At 64.4% G+C, this 17,836-nt stretch carries 14 protein-coding genes; 6 read left to right on the top strand and 8 right to left on the bottom strand.

What is annotated here, in order from left to right:
* Positions 1 to 107 precede the first annotated feature (107 nt).
* Entirely contained in the window at positions 108 to 1,850 is a 1,743-nt protein-coding gene (locus ACM43_RS04580; RefSeq protein ID WP_271538835.1) for an ABC transporter substrate-binding protein, read from the top strand.
* A 218-nt stretch (positions 1,851 to 2,068) separates the two neighbouring features.
* On the opposite strand, the gene ACM43_RS04575 is transcribed toward ACM43_RS04580, so the two are convergent.
* The 3 genes from ACM43_RS04575 to ACM43_RS04565 all read right to left on the bottom strand — a co-directional run bounded on the left by ACM43_RS04575 (position 2,069) and on the right by ACM43_RS04565 (position 5,266).
* The gene (locus ACM43_RS04575; protein WP_271538389.1) at positions 2,069 to 3,169 is read right to left on the bottom strand and encodes an alkene reductase; all 1,101 of its coding nucleotides are present in this window, start codon (positions 3,167 to 3,169) and stop codon (positions 2,069 to 2,071) included.
* Between the two features lie 179 nt (positions 3,170 to 3,348).
* On the bottom strand, positions 3,349 to 3,852 hold the full coding sequence (locus tag ACM43_RS04570) for a DUF1993 domain-containing protein (protein WP_271538387.1): 504 nt from the start codon (positions 3,850 to 3,852) through the stop codon (positions 3,349 to 3,351).
* Between the two features lie 112 nt (positions 3,853 to 3,964).
* Positions 3,965 to 5,266 carry a lytic murein transglycosylase gene (locus ACM43_RS04565; protein ID WP_271538385.1) on the bottom strand — a complete coding sequence of 434 codons (1,302 nt, stop codon included), beginning with the start codon at positions 5,264 to 5,266 and terminating at the stop codon, positions 3,965 to 3,967.
* Between the two features lie 217 nt (positions 5,267 to 5,483).
* Here ACM43_RS04565 and ACM43_RS04560 point away from each other — a divergent pair, with 217 nt between their 5' ends.
* Positions 5,484 to 7,868, top strand: coding sequence for an AI-2E family transporter (locus tag ACM43_RS04560; protein WP_271538383.1), 2,385 nt, complete (start codon positions 5,484 to 5,486; stop codon positions 7,866 to 7,868).
* 39 nt (positions 7,869 to 7,907) lie between these two features.
* On the opposite strand, the gene ACM43_RS04555 is transcribed toward ACM43_RS04560, so the two are convergent.
* Entirely contained in the window at positions 7,908 to 9,848 is a 1,941-nt protein-coding gene (locus ACM43_RS04555; RefSeq protein WP_271538381.1) for a glycosyltransferase, read from the bottom strand.
* Positions 9,845 to 11,191, bottom strand: a complete 1,347-nt coding sequence (locus tag ACM43_RS04550; protein WP_271538379.1) for an HlyD family secretion protein — start codon at positions 11,189 to 11,191, stop codon at positions 9,845 to 9,847. Before ACM43_RS04550 ends, ACM43_RS04555 begins: the two co-directional genes overlap by 4 nt.
* A 286-nt stretch (positions 11,192 to 11,477) precedes the next feature.
* On the opposite strand from ACM43_RS04550, the gene htpX reads away from it, so the two are divergent.
* The 3 genes from htpX to ACM43_RS38565 all read left to right on the top strand — a co-directional run bounded on the left by htpX (position 11,478) and on the right by ACM43_RS38565 (position 13,796).
* The gene (htpX, locus tag ACM43_RS04545; RefSeq protein ID WP_271538377.1) at positions 11,478 to 12,416 is read left to right on the top strand and encodes a zinc metalloprotease HtpX; all 939 of its coding nucleotides are present in this window, start codon (positions 11,478 to 11,480) and stop codon (positions 12,414 to 12,416) included.
* Positions 12,417 to 12,551: 135 nt separating this feature from the next.
* Positions 12,552 to 13,193 (top strand): tetratricopeptide repeat protein, encoded by a 642-nt coding sequence (locus ACM43_RS04540; protein WP_271538375.1) that lies wholly within the window; start codon positions 12,552 to 12,554, stop codon positions 13,191 to 13,193.
* Between the two features lie 210 nt (positions 13,194 to 13,403).
* Positions 13,404 to 13,796, top strand: a complete 393-nt coding sequence (locus ACM43_RS38565; RefSeq protein ID WP_333919200.1) for a DUF3551 domain-containing protein — start codon at positions 13,404 to 13,406, stop codon at positions 13,794 to 13,796.
* A 202-nt stretch (positions 13,797 to 13,998) separates the two neighbouring features.
* On the opposite strand, the gene ACM43_RS04530 is transcribed toward ACM43_RS38565, so the two are convergent.
* Both ACM43_RS04530 and ACM43_RS04525 read right to left on the bottom strand, forming a co-directional pair.
* Positions 13,999 to 14,346 carry a hypothetical protein gene (locus ACM43_RS04530; RefSeq protein ID WP_271538373.1) on the bottom strand — a complete coding sequence of 116 codons (348 nt, stop codon included), beginning with the start codon at positions 14,344 to 14,346 and terminating at the stop codon, positions 13,999 to 14,001.
* A gap of 160 nt (positions 14,347 to 14,506) precedes the next feature.
* The gene (locus ACM43_RS04525) at positions 14,507 to 15,307 is read right to left on the bottom strand and encodes a hypothetical protein (RefSeq protein ID WP_225189523.1); all 801 of its coding nucleotides are present in this window, start codon (positions 15,305 to 15,307) and stop codon (positions 14,507 to 14,509) included.
* Positions 15,308 to 15,534: 227 nt separating this feature from the next.
* Between ACM43_RS04525 and ACM43_RS04520 the strand changes: the two genes are divergently transcribed.
* Positions 15,535 to 15,828, top strand: a complete 294-nt coding sequence (locus tag ACM43_RS04520; RefSeq protein ID WP_036013813.1) for a hypothetical protein — start codon at positions 15,535 to 15,537, stop codon at positions 15,826 to 15,828.
* Between the two features lie 179 nt (positions 15,829 to 16,007).
* Here ACM43_RS04520 and ACM43_RS04515 read toward each other — a convergent pair whose 3' ends face one another.
* Positions 16,008 to 17,453: a helix-turn-helix domain-containing protein gene (locus ACM43_RS04515; RefSeq protein WP_271538366.1), complete on the bottom strand. Its 1,446-nt coding sequence runs from the start codon at positions 17,451 to 17,453 to the stop codon at positions 16,008 to 16,010.
* Positions 17,454 to 17,836 lie beyond the last annotated feature (383 nt).

Here is a 17,836-nt window from a genome sequence, read left to right as displayed (position 1 = left end):
CCGGGAGCAACCCGGGCCTGTATAAAAGTTTGTCGCTGCAACGGAGGAACAACATGCGACAGTTTAGGAGAAGGAAAGGTCCATTGACCAAGAATAGTTTTCTGACCATGTCCAGCGCCGCTGCGATCATCGCGGTGTCGTTCGCCGTCTCGGCGCCGGTTCGCGCCGCCGACGAGGCCGTGATCCAGAAGTGGATCGCGGAATTCACGCCTTCGACGCTGTCGAAGGAAGACCAGAAGAAGGAGCTGGAGTGGTTCGCCAAGGCCGCCGAGCCGTTCAAGGGCATGGAGATCAACGTCGTCTCCGAGACGATCACGACTCATGAATACGAGGCGCAGACGCTCGCCAAGGCATTCTCCGAACTGACCGGCATCAAGCTCAAGCACGATCTCATCCAGGAAGGTGACGTTGTCGAGAAGCTGCAGACCCAGATGCAGTCGGGCAAGAACGTCTATGACGGCTGGATCAACGATTCCGATTTGATCGGCACGCATTTCCGCTACAACCAGACCATTGCGCTCTCCGACTACATGACCGGCGAGGGCAAGGACGTCACCAACCCCATGCTCGACGTCAACGACTTCATCGGCAAGTCGTTCGGCACCGGGCCGGACGGCAAGCTCTATCAGCTGCCCGACCAGCAGTTCGCGAACCTCTACTGGTTCCGCTACGACTGGTTCACCAATGCCGACTACAAGGCCAAGTTCAAGGCCAAGTATGGCTACGAGCTCGGCGTGCCCGTGAACTGGTCGGCCTATGAGGACATCGCCGAGTTCTTCACCAACGACATCAAGGAGATCAACGGCGTCAAGGTCTACGGCCATATGGACTATGGCAAGAAGGACCCCTCGCTCGGATGGCGCTTCACCGACGCCTGGCTGTCGATGGCAGGCAACGGTGACAAGGGCATTCCGAACGGTCTGCCGGTCGACGAATGGGGCATCCGCATGGAGGGCTGCCGCCCGGTCGGTTCTTCGGTGGAGCGTGGCGGCGACACCAATGGCCCGGCCGCAGTCTACTCGATCACGAAGTATCTCGACTGGATGAAGAAGTACGCCCCGCCGCAGGCGCAGGGCATGACCTTCTCCGAGTCCGGCCCCGTGCCGTCGCAGGGTAACATCGCCCAGCAGATGTTCTGGTACACCGCCTTCACTGCCGACATGGTGAAGCCGGGTCTGCCGGTGGTGAATGCGGATGGTACGCCGAAGTGGCGTATGGCTCCGTCGCCGCACGGCTCCTACTGGAAGGAAGGCATGAAGCTCGGCTACCAGGACGCTGGCTCCGCCACGTTGCTGAAGTCGACTCCGCCGGATCGCCGCAAGGCAGCCTGGCTCTATCTCCAGTTCATCGTCTCCAAGTCGGTGAGCCTGAAGAAGAGCCATGTCGGTCTCACCTTCATCCGTGAATCCGACATCTGGGACAAGTCGTTCACCGAGCGTGCGCCGAAGCTCGGCGGCCTGATCGAGTTCTACCGCTCGCCCGCGCGCGTGCAGTGGACCCCGACCGGCAACAACGTGCCCGACTATCCGAAGCTCGCGCAGCTGTGGTGGCAGAACATCGGCGATGCGTCGTCCGGTGCGAAGACGCCGCAGCAGGCGATGGATGCTCTCGCGGCGGCCCAGGACTCCGTGTTGGAGCGTCTGGAGAAGTCCGGCGTGCAGGGCGCCTGCGGTCCGAAGCTGCACAAGAAGGAGTCGGCCGAGTACTGGTTCGCCAAGGCTCAGAAGGACGGCACCATCGCGCCGCAGCGCAAGCTCGCCAACGAGAAGCCGAAAGGCGAGACGGTGGACTACGACACCCTGATCAAGTCGTGGCCCGCCACTCCGCCCAAGCGCGCGGAAGCGAAGTAAGCGGCGCGTAGAGCGACATCAAACACGAAAGGCCGGGAGCGATCCCGGCCTTTTTGTTTTGTCGTTGTGGTGCGAGGGTTTTTCACACCCTCGGTGTCATTGCCCGCGAAGGCGGGCAATCCAGTATTCCAGAGACGGTCGTGGTTGAACCGAGAAGCCGCGGCGTACTGGATGCCCCGCCTTCGCGGGGCATGACAGCGTCATGTGTGGAGAAGAACCTACTCCGCCGGCTCGGCCGCGAGCGTCGGGTAATCCGTGTAGCCCTTGGCGCCGCCGCCGTAGAAGGTGTTCTTGTCCCAATCGTTCAGCTCCGCTCCCTGCTTCAGCCGCTCGACCAGGTCGGGATTGGAGATGAACGGCTTGCCGAAGGCGATGAGGTCGGCGGCGTTCGCCTCCAGCACCTTGCTGGCGAGGTCGAAATCGTAGCCGTTGTTGGCGACGTAGGCGCCCGAGAAGCGCTTGCGCAACGATGCATAGTCGAACGGCGCGATGTCGCGCGGCCCGCCGGTGGCGCCCTCGACCACGTGGAGATAGACCAGCTTCAACGCGCTGAGGCCGTCGACGATGTGATCGTACAGCGCCTGCGGATTGGAATCCGAGATGTCGTTGGCCGGCGTCACCGGCGAGATGCGGATGCCGGTGCGCTCGGCGCCGGCCTCGGCGACGACGGCCTTGGAGACCTCCAGCATCAGCTTCGCGCGGTTCTCGATCGAGCCGCCATAGGCATCTAGGCGCTTGTTGGCGCCGTCCTTGGCGAACTGCTCGAGCAGATAGCCGTTGGCGCCGTGGATCTCGACGCCGTCGAAGCCGGCTTCCAGGGCGTTCGTCGTGGCGCGCCTGAAGTCGTCGATGACCCCGGGAATCTCGGAGAGCTCGAGTGCGCGCGGCTCGGAGACGTCGGCGAAGCCGCCGTTGACGAAGGTCTTACCCTTGGCTCGGATCGCGCTCGGTGCCACCGGGGCTGCGCCATTCGCCTGCAGATCGACATGCGAGATGCGGCCGACATGCCAGAGCTGGACGAAGATCTTGCCGCCACGTTCATGCACCTTGTCGGTGACCTTGCGCCAGCCGGCGACCTGATCCTTGCTATAGATGCCGGGCGTGTCCTGGTAGCCCTGACCTTGTTGCGAGACCTGGCTCGCCTCGGTGATCAGCAGGCCTGCGGACGCGCGCTGCGCGTAATAATCGGCGGCGAGCGGTCCCGGCACGAAGGTACCGGGTACGGCACGGTTGCGCGTCAGCGGCGCCATGACGAGGCGGTTGGCCAGCGTGATCGGGCCGAGCTTGTAGGTCTCAAACAATTTGGTCGAACGGCTCATGAGACTGCTTCCGGGCGGTGAGAGGTCTCGAACAATTGTGCATCGCGATATCGGGCGCAAGTGATGAGCCATACGGAAAGTGCAGGCGAGCTACGCGGCAGGGCGCGCATAGCATAATTCATGTGCAATGTCGGCTGCGACAGCGAAATCCCACTGTCGCGGCCGTGCGATTTCACAAATCAGTTCGCGCCGAGGAAATCGCGCTTGCCGATCTCGACGCCGTTGTGACGCAAGATGCCGTGGGCGATCGCGGCGTGGAAATAGAGGTTCGGCAGCGAGAACGAGCTCAGGAATTGCTGTCCCGTCATGGTGATGGTCTTGCCGGGGCCGATCGGAAAGGTGACGTCCTTGGCGTCGGCGCCCTCGAACTGCTCGGGCTTGAAGGATTTGACATACTCGATCGTTTTCGCCAGCCGCTGCTTCAACTCCGCTAAGCTCGTTTCGGTGTCGGGCGTCGAGGGGACCTCGCTATGCGTCAGCCGCGCGCAGCCTCTGGTCGGATAGTCGCTGACCAGCTGGATCTGCCGCGACAGCGGCAGCATGTCCGGGAACAGGCGCGAGCCGAGCAGGACGCTGGGATCGATCTTCCTGGCCGCGCAATGCGCCTCAGCTTTGGTGAGCAGGCCGGTCACGCTGTTCAGCATCTGCAAATAGGCGGGGACGACGGCGTCGTAGAAGGACATGTGATGCTCGCTTTAAATGGTGGGGAAATCCCAGGAGAAAACCTGAGCCACTCACATGGGAGCCTCATGGAAAATTGCAATCGCGGAAAGCCGCTTGTGCGATGCGAAAATTCTACCGCACCGTCGTCTGGGGCAGGACCTGCGCCGTGCCGCCGCGCATGCGCGCAAGCAGCTCGGCGGTCGGCCAGGAATCCGCCGGCAGGCCGTACTTGATCTGCGTCGCCTTCACCGCGGCGCGGCTCTGCTGCCCCAGCACACCGTCGACCTTGCCGACGTTGAAGCCGGCGCGCACCAGCAGCTGCTGCAACTCCTTGAGCTCGTTCAACGGCAATTGCGCGACCGGCGCAGCCGGCTTGCGCATCGGCGCGGCTCCGGCGATGCGCGAGGCGAGATAGCCCGCGGTGGTCGCGTAGATCAGCGAGTTGTTCCACTCGGTGTAGGCGGCGAAATTCGGATAGGCCATGAAGGCCGGCCCGAAGCGTCCCATCGGCAGCAGCACGGAGGCTGCGAGATTGTCGTTCGGCAAGGGCCGGCCGTCGGGATAGGTGACGCCGAGTTGCGCCCATGTCGAGCGCGGCTCGCGTACGGTGAGGTCGGTCTTTTCCCACGGCAGGTTCGGCGGCACCTTGATCTCCTCCAGCCACGGCTCGCCCCGCCGCCATTTCAGTCCGTTTGCGATGTAGTTCGCGGTCGAGCCGATCACGTCGGCCGGCGAGCGCAACAGGTCGCGCCGTCCGTCGCCGTCAAAGTCGACCGCGTAGTTGACGTAGTGCACGGGCAGGAATTGGGTCTGGCCGAGTTCGCCGGCCCAGGAGCCGATCATCTCCTCGGGATGCAGATCGCCGCGGTCGATGATCTTTAGCGCCGCGATGGTCTCGTTCACGAACATCTCCGAACGGCGGCAATCATAGGCCAGCGACACCAGCGATTTCAGCGTCGGCAAATTGCCCATGTTGGCGCCGAAATCGCTCTCGAGGCCCCAGAACGCGGCGATCACCGCGGGCGGCACGCCGTATTCCTTTTCCGCGCGCGCAAACGCCGCGGCGTATTGCTTGATGTGCTGCTGCCCGTTCTGCATGCGATAGGCCGCGGCCATGCGGCCGGCGAATTCGGTGAAGAGCTGGCCGAACACGCGCTGGCCGCGGTCGCGGTTCACGATGCCCTGGTCGTAGACAAGATAGGGCGATGCCTCCGCGATCGTGCGCTGCGACACGCCGGCCGCCACCGCCTGTTGCTTCACCTCAGTCAGGAAGCGATCGAAGCTCGCGCCATTGTGGCACGAGGCGGCGCGCGGCGAGGGGGCTGTCGCTTTCGGCGCTGCGGGCTTGGCCGGCGGCGGAAGCATTTGGGCGGATGCCGTGGCCGTGCATGCGACAAGCGCGACGGCCGCGATCGGAAATCGGGTCTGGACCATGGGGGTTCCGGCGGGGAGGAGCAGGCGTGGATTCGACCGGAGTTTAGGGGAAGCGGCCGCCCCAGGCCATCCCCACCCTGCACCTGATCTGGAGGACGATAGGTCGCCCGCCTTGGTGCGCGGGGCATGTATCCAGAAATCAAGCGCTTGGCTCGGTGGGATCAATCCAGCGAAATCGGGGTTGACCTGTCGAAACCGTTACGGAAAGGCTCGTGCTATGGCCGAGTTGCCTCCGGCGTCGACGCAACGAACACCGGCGGTGCCAGCCGCATCCTCGCCCATGCTCACGGCCGGCGGCATCGTCCTCGCCATCGGAGCCATCTATCTCGGCCGGGAAATCTTCGTTCCTTTTGCCCTTGCGATCCTGCTGAGCTTCGTTCTCACGCCCTTGGTCAATTGGCTGAGACGTTGGAAAGTGCCCCGCATTGCGGCAGTGCTGATTGCCGTTTTCTTTGCCTTCATCGTCGTCGCAGGGATCGCCGTGGTCGTTGGGCGCCAACTGGTCCAGCTCGCCAGCAACCTTCCCAATTATCAGACCACCATCACCGAGAAGATCCGATCGTTGCAAAGCTCGGCGCCGGGCGGTGGGGTCGTCGACGCCGTCACCACGACGATGCAGGATCTCGGCAGAGAGATCTCGGGAGATGAGAAAAAGTCGGCGGCTGCATCCTCCCGGCTTGGCACCGGTAGTGAGAGTCGGGAGCCTGTCACCGTGCGGGTCGAGCCGCCACAGCCGAGACCGCTGGAGCTCATTCGATCGGTCATAGGTCCATTGCTGGCGCCGCTTGCGACTTCCGGGCTGGTCGTCATTTTCGTGATCTTCGTGCTGCTCGAGCGCGAAGACCTGCGCGATCGATTCATCAAACTGGCAGGAGCCGGTGACCTTCAGAAGAGTACTCAGGCCATCAACGATGCTGCGTCCCGGGTCAGCCGCTATCTGCTGATGCAGCTCGTTGTCAATCTGACTTACGGCGTGCCGATCGGTCTTGCACTCTACTTTATTGGCGTACCGAACGCGATTCTCTGGGGCTTGCTCGCAGCGGTACTCCGATTCATTCCCTACCTCGGCCCTTTCCTGGCTGCGATATTTCCCGTTGCCCTGGCGATCGCCGTCGATCCGGGCTGGACGATGCTGTTCTGGGTCGTCGGTTTGTTCGTTACCGCTGAACTCGTCAGCAACAATGTCATAGAGCCTTGGCTTTACGGCTCCAGCACCGGGCTGTCGTCCCTCGCAATCATCATCGCCGCGATCTTCTGGACGATGCTGTGGGGACCCGTCGGGCTGTTTCTGGCGACACCTTTGACCGTCTGCCTCGTCGTCATCGGGCGCTACGTCCCGCAGTTAGAGTTCTTGGGCATACTTCTCGGCAGCGACCCTGTGCTCGCGCCGGAGGAGCAACTCTACCAGCGCCTATTGGCCGGCAACCTGGAGGAGGCGGTTGAGTTCGCCGAGAATTATGTCGACGAGTGTTCCTCGTGTGAGCTGTACGATAACGTCGGAATTCCAGCGCTGCGCCTGGCGGAGAACGATCGTCAGCGCAGCAGCATTGATACCAACTATCGTCGTCTGGTCGCGGATACCGCTATCTCGGTTGTGCGGGAGGTTGACGACCATATCTGCGAGAAGGCGCCTGCAGTGAAAGAGGGCAATCACTCGGCGCAGCGACCATGCGTCCTCTGTCTCGCGGGACGCACGGAGCTCGATCATGCAGCGGCGGAGATGCTCGCGCAGGTGCTCGAGGAGCGCAGCATCGGCGCCAAGGTCTTGCCGCCGATCGTGGTCAGTCGGGGAGCATTGGAGCAACTTGATCTCCAGGGGGTCGACGTGGTGTGCCTGTCCTATTTTCACCCGCAGCCGCAGGTCTATGCCCGCTATGTCTTTCGCCGCCTGCGCCGTCGGGCTCCCCAGGTGAAGCTGGCTGCCTGTTGCTGGAATTTGATCGCGGGCACGGAACAGACGGGGGACCTCAAGACTCAAATGGCGGCAGACGCGGCATTCGCCTCTCTGCAAGCCTGTGTCGAGCAGGTCGAAGCATGGGTCGGTCGCGCGGCGACTCTGGGCGAGGCGCCTCAGCTCACGGCCGACGCCGAACGTGCGCAGCTCGCAGCGTTGCGCGGCCTCGGATTGGACGCCTCGAAACGCCAGGAGCTGGAGGAGGCGTCCAGAAAAGTCGCGCAGGCGTTCAACGCCCCGATCGCGCTGGTGACCTTGGTCGATAGTATTCAGCCGACGCCCGCTGACAGCCGCGCCCAAGAGGTTCAAGCAGGTCCGCAGGGCAATCACCAGGGCTCCCTCGACGCGCATGTGATCGCTGCAGGCGATATGCTGGTTTCCGAGGATGTGATCGAAGACCCGCGCTTCGCCGACGATCCGCATGTGCTGGAGCGAGGCATTCGCTTCTATGCGGGAGTCCCGCTACGGACTTCATCCGGTCATATTGTAGGCTGCCTTTGTGTCATCGATACTCAACCGCGCGAGTTCACCGACCGAGATCGTGACCGTCTGCAGGGGATGGCAAACCAATTGATGGTCGATATCCAGAACGCTCAAGCGACCACAGTCGAGTCGGATAGCTCGACAGAGGTGCATCCCGCCCCCTAGCGGAGAGGAAGCCGACCTTGCCGCTAACAGTGCGTGGCGCTAGCCGAACAGCCGCATCAGCAGCGCCTTACCGACCGGGAGCGCCCTGACGCCGCGATGGGCGCGGATATACTCGCCGGCATAGAACGCCCGGATCGCATGCACGCGCGTGTCCATGCCTTCCGCGAACCGCACGGCAAATCCATCAATGGTCCGCCGCACCACGATGGCCGCGATCGAGCGGCCGTAGATCTGGCACTCGATGGTGCTCCCAAGCGCCGGCGGATCGGGATCGATTAGCCGCGCACCGGTGATGGAGATATCGGCGAGCCGCGCCAGATGCGACCTGCCGTCCTGGCGCAGCAGCACCGGCTCGTTGCGATTGAAGCGCTCCGCCTTGCGCTTGCGCGGCTGCTCGATGCAGACGAAGCAGACCACGGTGAGGATGAACGCGTTGTAGAAGCTCCAGGCCAGCGCCAGTCCGCCGTAGGCGATGTTCTCGCCGCGCTGCTGCAGGATGAAGGCATAGGCGATGGATGCGAGCGTGATGAAAAGTGCGCAGCCGTAGATGCGCAGCAGCGGCCATTCGACGAAGCGTCGGTCGCGGTCGCCGCCTTTCGCGGTGACCTTGAACTTGTGTCCCTTCGGCTTCAACAGGCCGGTCGCCACCGCCTTGAGCACGGCAGGCGCGGCAATCAGTTGCGAGACATCAGTCATCATTGCGAGCGAGCGGCCGCGCGAAAGCCAGGCCATGCTGAGGCCGTTCCAGACATAGAAGGGCAGAAAGACCCGCAACAGCTCGCTCAGATCGGCCCGCACCGCCTGGATGCCGAACAGCAGGAACAGCCAGGGCACCACAAGGCCCGCCACTTTCGAGGTGTAGACCGCGGACCAGCTCATGAAGGCGTCGGCCAGCGAGAGGCGGTCGATGAAGGGCAGCTTCGAGTCCCGCGAGAGCGGTCCGCTGCGGCCGCGCACGATCTGCATCAAGCCGAGGCACCAGCGGGCGCGCTGGGTGATGTATTCCTTCAGCCCTTCCGGCGCGAGCCCGATCGTCAGGCGCTCGTTGAGATAGATGGTATTGAGTCCGCGTTCCTTGAGGCGCAGCGTGACGAGATAGTCCTCCGTCACCGAATCGGTCGGAAAGCCGCCGATCCGCATCAGTCCGGAATAGCGGATGAGGGAGGAGGTGCCACAGCAGAACGCGACGCCCCAGGCGTCCTTGGCCGGCAGCAGGATGTCGAAGAAGAAGCGTTGCTCGTCGGGCCAGACGTCGGTCGCGGCGAGGTTGGTCTGGATCGGGTCGGGATTGATGAAGTGCTGCGGGGTCTGGACTACGCCGACCGACGCATCGTCCATGAGCGAGACGGTGCGCGCAAGGAAATCGGGCCGCGGCACGAAGTCCGCATCGAGAATGGCGACGAACTGCGGCCGCTCCGGCAGCGCCCCGACATGCCTCAGTGCGTGGTTGATGTTGCCTGCTTTGGCGTGCTGGTTGTCGGGCCGCGTCAGATAGTGGCAGCCGAGCTCGGCGGACAGCCGCCGCAGCCAGGGCCGCCTTCCGTCGTCGAGCACCCAGACGCGGTAATTGCCGTAGCCCATGCCCGTCGCGCCGATGATCGTGCGCTCGAGAATTCCTCGTTCCTCGTTGTAGGTGCAGATGAAGACGTCGATCAGCGGCGCGCCCGGATCGGTGGTGCGGCCGTCGACCTTCGCTGCGCCGGTGCGGTCGCGCGTCCGGCTCAGGAACAGCAGCGACAACGCGACCGCGACGAGCGAGGCCGCCTCCAGCAGCATGAAGGGGTAGCCGATCACGGCATCGACGGTCAGGCGCGGCGGCGGAAGCGTCGACATGATCCGCCAATAGAGATAGCGCAGCAGCAAGGTCACCGAGACAATGGCCAGGAACGAGCGCGCCATCGTGCTGTCGCGCCTCAGCAGCGGTACGATCGCCATGAAGGCGCCGAGCGCGATCAGGCCGGGCGTCAGCGCCGCCGTCACGGTGCGGTCTCGTGCCGCGCAAACACCACGCGGCCGGTGCGGCCGACCGTGCAGGCGCGAGCTGCGGCATCGCGCGAGGCCACGGTCACACGATAGGGCTCCTTGCTCAGCGCATCCGGATTGATGGCGAGATTGGCCGGCGCGCCGGCAGCGCCGGTCAGGTTGACCACGGTGCCGGAGATCGGCTCGCCGCCGTCATTGGGCTCGAACGTCGCGTGGTCGCCGAGCTGCAGGCGGTTGTAGACGCTCTCGGTGACATTGGCGGTGATCACGGCGCCGCTGCAATCGAGCACTTTGAGCAATGGCTGGCCTGCCTGCACGTCCTCGCCCGGCGATGTCATCATCTCCCAGACGCGGCCTGCGACGGGTGTCGTAATGTTGGCTTCGGTGAGATCCGCGAACCGGACCTCCTCCACGATGATCTCGTTGGCGAGCCAGGCGATCTCCGTATCGGTGCGCGCGAGATCGGCCTCGAGGTCGCCGGCACGCTGGCGCATCTCCTCCTCGCGCTGAACCGAGCTCGGCCGGTCGTTGTAGCTGTCGCCGAGGAAGGATCCGTTCCGCGCCGCGGCGAGCTCGACCTTGGCCGCGTCCAGCCGCTTGCGCGCACCGAGCTCGGTCTGTTGCGACACCGAGAGCTCGCGCGTCAGACGTGCCAGTTCGACGGTCGAGACATTGCCCGATTTTGCCAGCGAGGAGGCGCGCTCGACGGCGGCACTGGCCTCGTCCCGCCGCGCCGCCGCCGCCTCGATCGAGGTCTGGATCTCCGCGATGCGGGCCTCGAGCTGGAGCACGCGTCCGTCGCGAAACAGCGCGGCCTGCCGCGCCAGATCCTTTTGTGCCGCCTGCGCCGAAGCGAGCTTCGCCGCAAGGCTCGGCCGTTCGTTCTCCAGGCGCGATTTCTGCCGCCGGAGATCGTCAAGCCGGGTGCGATCGCCGCGCGAGTTGAAGACGCGCAGGACGACGGTCCCGGCTTCGAGCTTGGCCTGGTCAGTGACGCGCTGGGCGGCTGCGACGCGGCCACCGATCGGGGTGCGCAAGGTGACGAGGCGGGAATTTAGCACGGCTTCGACGCTCGAATTTTCCCAGATCGCCCGCAGCGGCAGCCAGCCGAAAACGGCGACGATGGCGAGCCCGATCGCGACCTTGGCGCCGCGCCGCAGATACGGCCAGCGGCGCCCCGATTCTTGCCCGCGCTGCGTCGTGGAAGCATGGTCGGACTCGTCATTGGTGAAGAGGTGCTCGTGCAGGGAGTCCTGCAAACCCTTCGCATCAGTTCTGGCGTCGTGAGAAGAGGGGGCGGATGAGGGGGCGACGGAGGCGGCGCTCGAGCGGTCTACCATGGCGGTCACCTTGCTGACGGGAGGCCAACGGGAACCCGGTCAATGCACAAGGCCAATGCCGCGTGCCCGTTACCGCGAGTTATGCGGAAATTGCGCTTTCCAGGTTGCTAAGCCTCCGCGTGTGTTTTTGCGCAAATCCCGGTCAAGCTTTAGTGGCGGCGGAAAGGCTGGCTGGCGCCGCTGGCGTCTGCGGCTCCACGACGCACGAACCTTGCAGCCGGCGGCCGCATTCATACTTCGAAGGTGCCGGCCAGAGGTTCGCCCGCGGCCGCCCTAGGAGACGGCCATGAACTATTTTCGTACCGCATTGCTGCTCGCTGGCCTGACCGCCCTGTTCATGGGCGTCGGCTATCTGATCGGAGGCGCCTCGGGCGCCATGATCGCGCTCGTCATTGCCGCCGCAACCAACCTCTTCACCTACTGGAACTCCGACCGCATGGTGCTGTCGATGTACGGCGCCCATGAGGTCGATCGTTCGACCGCGCCGGAGCTGGTCGGCCTCGTCGCCGAGCTTGCGGGCCGTGCCGGCCTGCCGATGCCGCGCGTGTTCGTGATGGATGAGATCCAGCCCAACGCGTTCGCCACCGGCCGCAATCCGGAAAACGCCGCGGTCGCCGTCACCACCGGTCTGATGAACCAGCTCAGCCGCGAGGAGCTCGCCGGCGTGATTGCGCACGAGCTCGCGCATATCAAGCATCACGACACGCTGCTGATGACGATCACCGCGACCATTGCCGGTGCGATCTCGATGCTGGCGCAGTTCGGCATGTTCTTCGGTGGCAATCGCGACAACAACAACGGTCCGGGCATCGTCGGCTCGATCCTGTTGATGATCCTCGCTCCGCTCGGTGCCATGCTGGTGCAGATGGCGATCAGCCGGACCCGCGAATATGCCGCCGACAATCTCGGTGCGCGCATCGTGGGGCAGCCGATGTGGCTGGCCTCTGCGCTGGTGAAGATCGAGGGCGCCGCGCACCAGGTCCCAAACTACGAGGCCGAGCGAAACCCTGCGACCGCGCACATGTTCATCATCAATCCGCTGTCTGGCCACGGGGTGGACAACCTGTTTGCCACCCACCCCTCGACGCAGAACCGCGTCGCCGCCCTCCAGCAACTGGCAGCCGAGCTAGGCGCGCGCGCGGCGCCGTCGGTCGGCGCCAACGAAAACTATCCACCGCGCGGGCCGTGGGGCCGCTCCTCCTCACGTCGTAGTCCCTGGGGCTGACGGAGCCGGCAAGGATTGCGTCTGGCTTTGTGATCTGGCGCACACAGGGGGGTCCCCGACCGGTGTTAACTCCTCGGCGTGACCATTCCTTCGAAAGGGGATGCGTGGCCGGCGCGCTGCCGGCCACCGTCGAAGATGACCAGAATTGCCGTACCATTGCTGATCGTCCTTTGCGTGCTCGTCGGCTTGTCCACGCACATGGTCGTCAATTGCGGCGACGAGGATGATCCCGACATCTGCTCGGCCGTGATCGGCTTCTCGCCGCTGCGCGGCTCGCTGATCGCCTTCGCCTATGCGGGACGTGGACGGATCGCGCTACGTCACGGCGACTTCAAGCGGGCGATCGCCGATTTCGATGAGGCCATCCACCTCAATCCCAACCGCGCTTCGCTTTATCGCTACCGGGCGCTGGCGCGCCGGCAGAACGGCGACCTCGAGCTTGCCATTGCGGATTACGACGAGGCGATCGCGCACGATCCCAAGCGCGCCGCACCTTATCACCAGCGTGGTCTCGCGCTCGCCGCAATGGGCGATCTCGACCGCGCCATCCTGAGCTACAGCACGGCGGTCCGCCTCGACCCCTCCGATGCGCAGGCCCGTCTCGACCGCGGCCTTGCGTTCCTCGCCCGCGGCCAGACGGACGACGCCCGCGCCGATTTCGAGGCCGCGCTGGCGCTGCCCGCCGGCAAGGACGGTCACGCGCGAGAGGCCGCGCGCGCCAAGCTCGCTGAACTCGCCAGCGCCGAGCCGACATTGGTTGCCGCCCCGCGAAGATGACAATCTGGCGCGGCATTCGCGGCGACAACCTTCTCACGTCTTTAGGACAGGCGGCTTGCCGTATAGCCGCGAGACCGGTGGGAGATGCCGAGAGCGAGACTGTCGCGGCTGTCTGCTGCGCGTATGAACCAATTCAACTAGTGTTGAGTTGGATCAATACTGGCAGGGTCCAGAGTGCATCCATGTCGTCCACCACTGGAGGAGCTTCCAATGTGCAAATGGGCTTTGACCATTCTGACCGTGAGTATCGCCCTGACAGCGGGAGATGCCCGGGCCCAAAGATATGACCCGGCTTATCCCGTTTGCCTGAACGTCGTTTCTCGCGGAATGACCCCTTACTACCGATGCAGCTTCACGACGATGGACCAATGCAGGGCGTCGGCAAACGGCCAGATGTGCGTCCTCAATCCCTACTACGCCGGTCCTCCGGCGAGAGGAAACGCTCGGCGTCAGCATCGCCAGACCTACGTGCCACCGAGGCCGCCGATCCACTACCGGGCTGCACCCTACAATCAGTTCAATGAACCCTATTATGGAGCGTCCCAAGGTTACGCGCCTGGCGAGAAAGAGCGCTTTCTCCAAAGTGTGAGGCAATACATGTGAGGGATGTCGCTCGACTGTGTTGGCGCAGCGCATCCCAGGGCTGGGATCGTCGAGGTCGCGGCCGGCCCGATTGCGGCGGGCGCGCGGGAGCGTGTCGCAAACGCGCAACGCGGCGATCCGATCACGCCGGAGATGACAGAGTAGACAGGTCGTCGAGCCCCCAGATCGCCAACCCGCAGCGGCGATCAGGGAGGAGCAACGGCTACGTCTTCTTTTTCGCTTTGGCTTTCTTTGCGGCCTTCTTCGCCGGCTTCCCGTCCTTTGCCTTCTCCGCCTTCACCGTAACAGGCGTGCTGGCGGCGAGGCGCATCGACCGCGCGTAGCTGTCGGCGACGTTATCGGCGGACATCTGCAGGCGCTTGGCGGCCGCAGTGGCCTGCTCCATGGTGGCCTTGGCCATCATCTTGAAGCGCTCGCCGGTCTCCTTGCCCTTGGCCTTGGCCGCAAGGCTGTTGAAGCGATCCCGCCGCTCCTTGGCACGGGTCATCAGGCCCGTATGCAGCTGTCTGGCCAGTTGCCGGATCACGACATCCAGGTCGGCTTCCGCCATGGTCTCTCATCCCCTTCGAAAACGGTATCGATGCGGGCGGGACTATGCAGATCGGACCCCGGCTTGGCAATTCCCGGCTGTGCGTCATCCGCAGCTTACCGAGCGTGCGAAACAAAAAAGCCGCGCTGTTCGCGCGGCTCTTTGGCTTGGCGCCGTCCGCTCATTTCAGCGAGGCGACCGGGCCGTTCGAGGTCGCCGGCTCGGGGTCGAAGCCGAACACGCCGACCAGATATTTGTAATAGTCCGGCATCTTCTCCTTGAGCGCCTCGCGCGACTTCGGATCGTGGAATTCGCTCTTGCCGGCCAGGAAGATGCTGGCGGTCACCGCAAAGAATTCCATGGGATTCTTCATCGCATAGGATTCCTTGGGCAAGAGGTCCTTCGACTTGGCGAGGGCGTAGTAGGTGATCACGCCCTTGTTGGCGTAGCCGTCCGGCAGCAGCCGCGCGTGGAAGGCGTGCAGCATCTCGTGCAGCAGCACGGCCTCCTTCTCGTAGCGCATCATGTCCGGCCGCAGCATGATCACGCCGAGGCCCGAATCGACCGCGAGGTCGACGGCATTGGGATTGGTCCAGCGCTGCTTGGCGGGGTCCCAGACCGTCAGGGTCCGGGGCGCGGTGCGCTGCATGTCCGGCGTGACCCGGCCGTAGCAGGCGGTGGCGGCGCCTTCGTCGAGGCAGGCGAGTTCGCTCGCGACGATCGGAACGGTGTGGAAAAAGCGCAGCACGCGCGGGGAGAGGCCGACGCCTTCGACGACGTCGATCTGGCTCTTCAGGTTCTCGGTGAGCTTGTCGACATCCTTGCGGTCGCGGTTCTCGGAGATGTCGAACATGTAGCCGCGGTAGCTCTGGAAGCCCGGCGGCAGCGGCTGCGCCGCGCCGGCATCGAGCGACCCGGCGATGGTTGGACTGGCGAATAGCGCGCCGACAATGGTCGCGGTCAGCAGCAACGCAATGCGCATGGTGAACCCCCTGATGTCACTTCGCCCGGCAGATTAGGCCGCCCTTGTTTGCGAAAAGTGAGTGCGGCGAGACTAAGGCACCGATGTTGAGGCGTGCTTAACCGTTGGTTGCAGATCGCGCGGGCGGATTAGGGTCGGGTTAACCAAGCGTGGATCGGCTGCGCGCTTCGGCGTAACATCCGCCCGGGCTCGAGGCCCTCACATCATAGCCGGAAGGGGAGGATGCCATGTATGCCGCCATCCGTCAGGCCAAGGCGAAAAGCGGGAGCGCGGAAGAGCTGACGCGCCGCATCAAGGACGGCGCCGTTCCCATCATCAGCGACGTCGACGGTTTCCGCGCCTATTACGTCGTCTATGGCGGCGACGACACGGTCACCGCGATCTCGATCTTCGACAAGTTCGAGCAGGCGGAGGAAGCCAACAAGCGCGCCATCGCCTGGATCGAGAAGGATCTCGGCCCGCTGCTCGCCGGCGACGCCCGCGCCGTGGCGGGGCCGGTGATCGTGCATACGCTGGCGTAGGTGGGCGGGTCGCTATCGCCACACATTCAACTGTCATCGCCCGCGAAGGCGGGCGATCCAGTACTCCGCGGCAGCAGTGATTGAGCCGATGGGCCGCGGCGTACTGGATGCCCCGCTTTCGCGGGGCATGACAGCGGTGGGTGTAGCGTGCTCCTCCTGCCAAACGCGCAGCCGCTCCCTCACAACTCCCTTGCATTCGAGAACGCAAAGCTCGACACCCTTCTCGTCGTCTCGTCCAGGATCAACGTGCGCGTGATCGGCGGCTCGGCGCGCTGGGCGCAGTTCTCGCGCTCGCAGAGGCGGCAGTTGACGCCGATTGGGGTGCCCTCGGCCTTCTCCAGGTCCAGGCCGGTGGCGTAGGTCAGGCGGGCGGCGTGGCGGATCTCGCAGCCGAGGCCGATGGCAAAGCGCGGCTGCGGCAGCGGATGCGGCGCCACGGGGCGGCGCACCATCTGCGCGATCGAGAAATAGCGCGTGCCGTCGGGCAGCTCGATCACCTGCTTGAGCAGACGATCCGGCGTGTCGAAGGTCGAATGCACGTTCCAGAGCGGACACGTGCCGCCGAATTTCGAGAACGGGAAGGTGCCGGAGGAGAAGCGCTTGGAGACGTTGCCGGCATTGTCGACGCGCAAGAGGAAGAACGGAATGCCGCGCGCATTCGGTCGCTGCAGCGTGGTGAGGCGGTGGCAGACCTGCTCGAAGCCGGAATTGAAGCGCTGTGCCAGCACGTGGATGTCGTAGTTCAGCGCTTCGGCGGCCGCGAGGAACGCCGGGTAGGGCATCATCACGGCGGCCGCGTAGTAATTGCCGAGCGTGATCCGGAACAGCCGCCGCGGCGCATCGTCCAGCGGGCCGGCCCGGCCGATGATGGTCTCCAGCGCCTGCGCGCATTCCGCTAAGCCCAGCTGGAAGGCGAGCTGGAATGCGCGGCCGGGCGGATCGACCAGCTCCGAGATCAGCAGCTGGCGGCGGTGGCGGTCGAATCGGCGGAGCGTCTCACGCATCACGTCGACCGGCATGATGCGGGTCTGGATCGAGTGCTTCTCGCGCAAGCGCGCGATCAGCGCGGCATACAGCCCTTCGGCGGGCTCGTTCAGCTCGTCGCGCAGATTTTCCGCCGCCTGCTCCAGCTCCGGAAAATAGTTGCGATTGGCCTCGATCAGCTCGCGCACGCGCTCGACCGGATTGGCCTCATAGCGCGTGCCGACGTCGCGGTCGGCCATCTGCGCCGCGGCCAGCGTCTCGCCCTGGCGCGCCTCGGTATAGGCCGCGTAGAGCCGCTGCAGCGCATGGGTGACGCCGGGGCAGAGCTCGGCGAGGTCGCGCAGCTCCTGCTTGGGCACGTCGATCTGCCGGAACAGGGGATCGGAGAAGATCTCGTTCAGCTCGGCGAAGAAGCGGTCCTCGTCCGCGGTGGCGAGGTCGCGCAGGTCAAGGTCATAGGTCTCGGCCAGCCGCAGCAGGATCTGCGCCGTGACCGGGCGCTGGTTGCGCTCGATCAGGTTGACGTAGCTGGGCGAGATCCCGAGCCCCTCGGCGATCTGGGTCTGCGACAGCCCCAATTGCTGCCGGATCCGCCGGAAGCGCGGGCCGACGAAGAGTTTCTTGCCGGAATCGGCGGGCATCACCAGCTCCCTTCTTCGCCTCTGCCCGCTTGCGGGGAGAGGCCGACACGCACCGAGCGATGAGAAGCATCGTTCGGGGCGTGGCGGGTGAGGGGGAGCTTCCGCAGGGGAGGTGAGAGTCGGACTCGCGGAGAGAGCCCCTCACCCCGACCCTCTCCCCGTAAGAACGGGGAGAGCGAGAAAGCAGCGGATTCGACGGGCATGTCTCGGATCTCCAGACTCAATCAAGGTCAGAACCGTTGACCTATTATTTTACAGATTTTACAAAGTGACATCTATTACACGTTCAGATGTTACATGACATCACCAATAAAAAACAAGCCATCTGTACGAACTTTTCCTTTTCGCGTTTAGCTCCTGACACGCATCTCGCAATGCATTGT

It is taken from the genome of Bradyrhizobium sp. CCBAU 45321, assembly GCF_028128975.1.
Classification (GTDB): Bacteria; Pseudomonadota; Alphaproteobacteria; order Rhizobiales; family Xanthobacteraceae; genus Bradyrhizobium; species Bradyrhizobium yuanmingense.
This window is presented reverse-complemented; position numbering and strand designations above follow the sequence as displayed.

What these genes read in the sequence shown, in the direction of transcription:
- ACM43_RS04550 (WP_271538379.1), bottom strand. Translation starts at nt 11,191, where the DNA reads ATGGTAGACCGCTCGAGCGCCGCCTCCGTCGCCCCCTCATCCGCCCCC.
- ACM43_RS04560 (WP_271538383.1), top strand. Translation starts at nt 5,484, where the DNA reads ATGGCCGAGTTGCCTCCGGCGTCGACGCAACGAACACCGGCGGTGCCA.
- ACM43_RS04565 (WP_271538385.1), bottom strand. Translation starts at nt 5,266, where the DNA reads ATGGTCCAGACCCGATTTCCGATCGCGGCCGTCGCGCTTGTCGCATGC.
- ACM43_RS04515 (WP_271538366.1), bottom strand. Translation starts at nt 17,453, where the DNA reads ATGCCCGCCGATTCCGGCAAGAAACTCTTCGTCGGCCCGCGCTTCCGG.
- ACM43_RS04530 (WP_271538373.1), bottom strand. Translation starts at nt 14,346, where the DNA reads ATGGCGGAAGCCGACCTGGATGTCGTGATCCGGCAACTGGCCAGACAG.
- ACM43_RS04540 (WP_271538375.1), top strand. Translation starts at nt 12,552, where the DNA reads ATGACCAGAATTGCCGTACCATTGCTGATCGTCCTTTGCGTGCTCGTC.
- ACM43_RS04525 (WP_225189523.1), bottom strand. Translation starts at nt 15,307, where the DNA reads ATGCGCATTGCGTTGCTGCTGACCGCGACCATTGTCGGCGCGCTATTC.
- ACM43_RS04575 (WP_271538389.1), bottom strand. Translation starts at nt 3,169, where the DNA reads ATGAGCCGTTCGACCAAATTGTTTGAGACCTACAAGCTCGGCCCGATC.
- ACM43_RS04570 (WP_271538387.1), bottom strand. Translation starts at nt 3,852, where the DNA reads ATGTCCTTCTACGACGCCGTCGTCCCCGCCTATTTGCAGATGCTGAAC.
- ACM43_RS38565 (WP_333919200.1), top strand. Translation starts at nt 13,404, where the DNA reads ATGTGCAAATGGGCTTTGACCATTCTGACCGTGAGTATCGCCCTGACA.
- ACM43_RS04520 (WP_036013813.1), top strand. Translation starts at nt 15,535, where the DNA reads ATGTATGCCGCCATCCGTCAGGCCAAGGCGAAAAGCGGGAGCGCGGAA.
- ACM43_RS04580 (WP_271538835.1), top strand. Translation starts at nt 108, where the DNA reads ATGTCCAGCGCCGCTGCGATCATCGCGGTGTCGTTCGCCGTCTCGGCG.
- htpX (WP_271538377.1), top strand. Translation starts at nt 11,478, where the DNA reads ATGAACTATTTTCGTACCGCATTGCTGCTCGCTGGCCTGACCGCCCTG.